Origin of the sequence: Marinibactrum halimedae (assembly GCF_021234875.1) — a bacterium.
Taxonomy (GTDB): domain Bacteria; phylum Pseudomonadota; class Gammaproteobacteria; order Pseudomonadales; family Cellvibrionaceae; genus Marinibactrum; species Marinibactrum halimedae.
Map to the genome: position 1 here is coordinate 1 of NZ_JAJQVM010000063.1, position 5,051 is coordinate 5,051.

6 protein-coding genes are annotated in these 5,051 nt (G+C 43.6%); 4 read left to right on the plus strand and 2 right to left on the minus strand.

Annotated elements, in window-relative coordinates; genetic code table 11:
• Positions 1 to 332: 332 nt before the first annotated feature.
• The gene (locus LU351_RS19860) at positions 333 to 1,865 is read left to right on the plus strand and encodes a hypothetical protein (RefSeq protein WP_232595837.1); all 1,533 of its coding nucleotides are present in this window, start codon (positions 333 to 335) and stop codon (positions 1,863 to 1,865) included.
• The gene (locus LU351_RS19865; RefSeq protein ID WP_232595838.1) at positions 1,865 to 2,149 is read left to right on the plus strand and encodes a hypothetical protein; all 285 of its coding nucleotides are present in this window, start codon (positions 1,865 to 1,867) and stop codon (positions 2,147 to 2,149) included. The genes LU351_RS19860 and LU351_RS19865 overlap by 1 nt, the downstream gene beginning before the upstream one ends.
• 149 nt (positions 2,150 to 2,298) lie before the next feature.
• On the opposite strand, the gene LU351_RS19870 is transcribed toward LU351_RS19865, so the two are convergent.
• Positions 2,299 to 2,724: a hypothetical protein gene (locus LU351_RS19870; protein WP_232595839.1), complete on the minus strand. Its 426-nt coding sequence runs from the start codon at positions 2,722 to 2,724 to the stop codon at positions 2,299 to 2,301.
• Positions 2,725 to 3,036: 312 nt separating this feature from the next.
• Between LU351_RS19870 and LU351_RS19875 the strand changes: the two genes are divergently transcribed.
• Complete coding sequence (locus LU351_RS19875; protein WP_232595840.1) at positions 3,037 to 3,390, plus strand: hypothetical protein; 354 nt, start codon at positions 3,037 to 3,039, stop codon at positions 3,388 to 3,390.
• Between the two features lie 338 nt (positions 3,391 to 3,728).
• On the opposite strand, the gene LU351_RS19880 is transcribed toward LU351_RS19875, so the two are convergent.
• Positions 3,729 to 4,454 carry a hypothetical protein gene (locus LU351_RS19880; RefSeq protein ID WP_232595841.1) on the minus strand — a complete coding sequence of 242 codons (726 nt, stop codon included), beginning with the start codon at positions 4,452 to 4,454 and terminating at the stop codon, positions 3,729 to 3,731.
• Positions 4,455 to 4,794: 340 nt separating this feature from the next.
• Between LU351_RS19880 and LU351_RS19885 the strand changes: the two genes are divergently transcribed.
• On the plus strand, positions 4,795 to 5,051 hold a 257-nt coding region (locus tag LU351_RS19885; RefSeq protein WP_232593637.1), incomplete at its 3' end, for a transposase.

Sequence of the window (5,051 nt, forward strand, 5' to 3'; positions counted from 1 at the left end):
AATGGATCTTTTTCATCTAACTTGCGATACCTGTCATCTAAATCAAAAAAGCCGGGCTGAGACATAGAAGGAAACTCTTGAAATTTTTGAACAGTGAGATTATATCAAAGTTGGGCTATTTTTAGAGGTGCCCTCTTGTAGTCATCCCAATCAGTTCGTTCAACAATATTCCCCTCGGCGCCCGAAATTCCATCTCAAACTAAAAATCAGCACTTCAAGCGTGTGACTGTGACAACACCGAGACCAACACCGACGAAGGCAGTTCGAGTTCGAGTGTTGAGGGCGGTCACTACGAGCGTGATCGTCAGCAAATCACCCGCGCCACGGTAGTAATGGCAGCATCACGGTACGCAACAATCCAGGACACCGGGTCTCTTGCTGATATCGGTTTGGAGGGGGCTTCGGATACCGACATCGCTCATACTGGCACCGAACGCAGCCATGGCGTGGGCAATGCGCAGGTGGATTATCGTCAGTTTACTCACTATGAAGCGGGTATGCTCGATGAGGCTCGTGCGACGATCAATAACAATACGTCACTCAGTCCCGAAGAGCGTTTCGAGCAGTTAAACCGCTTAAATGCCCTCGCCTGTGCAGAGGTACGCTGTGCGGCGGGTGTTTCTGAGAATGACGATTTCTATGACATTTTGACGGATTTACAAAGGGAAGGTGAAGCGCTCAAAGAAGAACAAGGGACCGACATTCTGCAGACGTTAGCAGCGCTCGATGTCGACACCACTTACGTCACTCGCAGCGGTCGCTCAAGCAACGAGCACGATGGCTTCCAATACGGTGTGGGCGACGCGACTAACGATATTATCAGTGACCATGAGCAAATCGTCGCTCGCGGAGTTCAGGCGGGTCAGGTTGTAGCCGGAACGCTAGAGGTTGCGGGAGCCACGGGTTTGTGTACAACCGGGGTGGGTTGTACGGTAGGTGCCGCGTTGGGAACGGTTGGAGCGGTGACTCTGGCCGAGGGAATGGATGGCCTCAGCAAGGAGCATGATTACCAGAGCGGCGAACGCGTGGTGGATTCCTTCAGCCTTGAAGGCCACCAAGGTAATTATAATCCTACTGCGGACGCTGTTGCTGAAGTCTTGGTTAATGTAGCGGGTGGGGCAGCAGGACGAGTTGCTGGCCGGTTGGGTGATGATGTTGTTGAGGCGTTGCCTTCTTCTAATAATCCTGATGTTCGTCTAGAGGGGAATGCAGGTGATAGTTTAGGAGCGAGAGCGGATGCTGAGTTAGGTGAGTTGCCGGAAAGGAGTGTGATACCGAGGAGGGAGCCGGAGGTTGATCAGGCTGCCAAAAATCCTAGTAGTGATGCGGAAGAGTTGTCTAGAAATCAGCTTTATCCAGAAGCAGAATCTCCTGAAATTAACACTCAGCATTTGGACCTTGTTACTAGTCACCCTAATGCACATTCATTGACTAGGCATGGTGGCGATGTTACGGACGAGCAACTACGTCACAGAGCCTTGACCGGTGAAGCTCCTGATGGGCATGTGAAAATTGATAGGAGATCTGGAAGACCTGTTGTGCCGCCTATATCATCAGCTTTTCATTCAGATAAGCTACTAATTGAAACTGATCAAAGAATACGAAATAGTAGTGCTTTTAAAGACAAAGTAAATCAGTTACCTGAAGGTGCAGATACGATTACATTGGGGCCTGGTGATTTGGGTGATCTTGGTCAGAATTTGGGGCGTGGTTATCGACGTCTTGGTGGCAGTAGGTTAAACCCTGAAACTCAAGGGGCGCCTCAAAAATTGAACAATTTAAACAGTGCTCAAGGCACCTGGAAACGTAATTCTGAAACTGGTGAGTGGGAAACTATCACACTATTCCCCGTGAAGGCTCCGTAATGAAAAAATATCCATGTTTGTTAAATATTTTACCGATCTATTCTGCAAATTACAGTTTGTCAGAAGAAGAGGAAGATTCCCTATTAATTAGCAGTTACAAGGGTGTTGCACTTGACGAAATTAAGCAAGAGTTAAAGACTATTCTTCAAGACGGTGAGATATCACTTGTTGAATTTTTAGATATGGATGGGCTTGAGGCCTATCCTGCTGAAGATGAAGAAGATGCAAAAAATTTTTTGGTTGAGAGACTTTGGTGTGTGCTATTCCCCAAAGAAGCGCCTTAATTAGTTGGCTAGCTTCCCAGGTAAAGCCGTAACACTCTTCTTGGCTAACTCCAAGAGCAGTTAGCTTAATGGGTGCGCCAGATGCGTTTAGTTTTACTAGGTCTTTAAACATTGATGGCTCCTAACTCTTAGAATTTAGTTTAATACTGTTACAAAACGAAATTCCGAGATGGTCGTTTGTACTCCGATGTATGTTTATAGTGCCGTGTTTGTAGATGGGCGATATGTTCAAAGTAAGGGGTGAGGTCATGAGCGACTCCCCACTGTGTGGCAAGTTCATCTCGGTTTTTGTTTGGAGCGATATTTTTGGCATTGCTGCTGAAATGCTTTGATACGCTTAATAAATGCTCTCGTTCTTCTTTGCAAATGACATTAAATCCAGCTAAGAATTCGGTAATATATCCAGCGATGCATTGGTCTTCTATTGATAAACTCTCCAGCCAAGCTATATCCGGTACGAATCCTTCGTGCCAGATTGCGGTGGCAATCAAAATCACATCCTCAGTAGAGGCATCTTTTAGTTCTGACTGGATTACTTTTTTAAAGGCTTTGTTTATTTTATTTTGAGGGATCATAAATTCAATAGTATTGCTTGTTGATGGATATAATTAATATTACCGTTTAGTGCGCCGGTATTGCCAACATAATAGTCGACCGCTTCATTAGCTCTGGTTAAAAACTCATCTAACGAGAGTTTCTTTAAACGCAATAATGTCAAAATATCTTCAATATCAGTGTCACTGAAACCCTTCAGGGAGCTGCCAAAGAAAGAGGAGTTGAAGCAAAAGCGTATTTTGAGAGAGGAAATAGTGCGAACTTTAAGAAGTTAATTGAGGAAAGTAAAAAATTCTTGGTGAAGATAATGTAATTATTATGGATAACTGATCATGCCTTATTCTATTTATGTTGATTCTGCTGATGGAAGTTGTTTATTTGATGACAATTTAGGGAGTGCAAATTTTATTTCTTCATATTGGTCGAGCTTCAAATATAAAAGTCGATCATTACCAATAATGGATAAACTGTTAGAGTGCGCGGATTCTGATGATGGTTTTGTGATAGAAGGTGTTCAATTACTAGAGTTCTTTGATGAGTTGCAGCAGTTAGAGAAGTTGTGGCATACAGATAATGATATTGCTTCAAGTAATGATTTATTACGCTCTTTGATTGATAAAAAAAATAGGTTTGAAAAGGCAATCTGTATAGCCAGAGAGCATAATCTTTCTATCAATGTGTGCTGAAGTAGAGGTTGTTCGAGGTGAAGCAGATGATCTTTTGAAAGGTTGTCGGTTGCATCGAGGCTCTTTAAACTTGTTTAAATATTTAAAGGCAGCTTGATTTGCCTTATGTCTCGCGTTTTTAGAATCTGTCTCACTTTTGAGGGGTTGGCATTGTTTTTCTCCTACTGGCATGAAGTGTACGCTATTTTAGCTTTTTCGTTAAAAGGGTGAGACCCAACTCAGGATACTTAGTGAAAAATCCTTGGTGAATTCAACTCGAAGTGGTCGATGAAGAGAGCCCCGCCGTTGATCATAAGTACGAGTTTAAAGAAGCCCTTCCGATTGAGCACTCTACATTTTTATGGCCTTTTAGCGCCGCAAACGCATGAAGCCCCATTGGTGCCCCCGCCTGGAGTCTGAACAGGAATGCAGTCTGTATAGTAGCCGTCATCTCGACAAGCTCGCCAAACGTTTAAGCAAGAATGTCCAGTATTGCCATCACAATGAACTGTAGAATGATCACTTTGATCAATCAGCACTGAAGATGCTGCTCGTGTAATTCCACTCATGCTTAAGTCGGGTGTTGAGCCGGGGCAGCGTTCAATCATTTCGGCTTCCCATATAGTCGCTACACTACCAACGATTGTAGTAACTCTGCTGCCATCTGGACTTTTATCTGGCAAACCGCCCGGGGCCGCTACCAGGGAAACCTCAAGCTTATCACCCGGCTTTATAGCAACGGGGGAGCTGAGTGTACTTCTTAGTTTACCGCACGCACAGCCGTAACCCGGTACACCAACGAAGCAGGTCGCAATACATGCGCCACAATTATCAGAACAGCTATCTGTATCACCAACAAAACTAGACTCAAATCGAATGCGATCTACTTCAAGGCCGTTAACTTTAATAATGATTTCTGTAGCTAGGTTGACTGGATCATAGGGATTTGCTGATTCAACTGTCGTGAGCCATCCAATATTAATATGGCTATCGCCTTCCGCTGCTGGCAACAAGCTCAGTATTTGGAGATCTCTATTTGCGCTAGCCGAGCGTCGTTCCGTATCGGTGTGCGCAATCGCAGACAAACTAATCCCAAATATCAAGTACGTAAAAAAAAGAAAGGGTATTGACCACCTTACAAGACCGAATGTGATTTGCACTTTGACTCTCCATATGATTTTTTACATTAAAGATCAGGAGGGTTTTACTGACTAACGAGCGAACCGTAATCAATAAACCTTCATGTAATTCTAAATACAGAAAAAATGGAGAAAACCGGACATATAAATTTGTGTTGTACTGACATCGGAGTGCCCTAATGAATCACCCCGGTTTTATCGGAAACAATTTTATTTAAGGGCACCTCTAAAAATAGCCCAACTTTGATATAATCTCACTGTTCAAAAATTTCAAGAGTTTCCTTCTATGTCTCAGCCCGGCTTTTTTGATTTAGATGACAGGTATCGCAAGTTAGATGAAAAAGATCCATTAGTTCATCTCAACAAACTGATATTTTGGGAAGCCTTTCGTCCGACCTTAAAGGAAATACGAAAGTCAAACCGAAAAAGCAATGCGGGTCGTAAAGCCTATGACGAGCTACTGATGTTCAAAGTACTCGTACTTCAGCACTTATACAATGTATCCGATGATCAGATAGAGTACCAAATACGGGACCGCTATTC

Coding starts and splice junctions, on each gene's coding strand:
- LU351_RS19860 (WP_232595837.1), top strand. CDS start 333: ATGGCAGCATCACGGTACGCAACAATCCAGGACACCGGGTCTCTTGCT.
- LU351_RS19870 (WP_232595839.1), bottom strand. CDS start 2,724: ATGATCCCTCAAAATAAAATAAACAAAGCCTTTAAAAAAGTAATCCAG.
- LU351_RS19865 (WP_232595838.1), top strand. CDS start 1,865: ATGAAAAAATATCCATGTTTGTTAAATATTTTACCGATCTATTCTGCA.
- LU351_RS19875 (WP_232595840.1), top strand. CDS start 3,037: ATGCCTTATTCTATTTATGTTGATTCTGCTGATGGAAGTTGTTTATTT.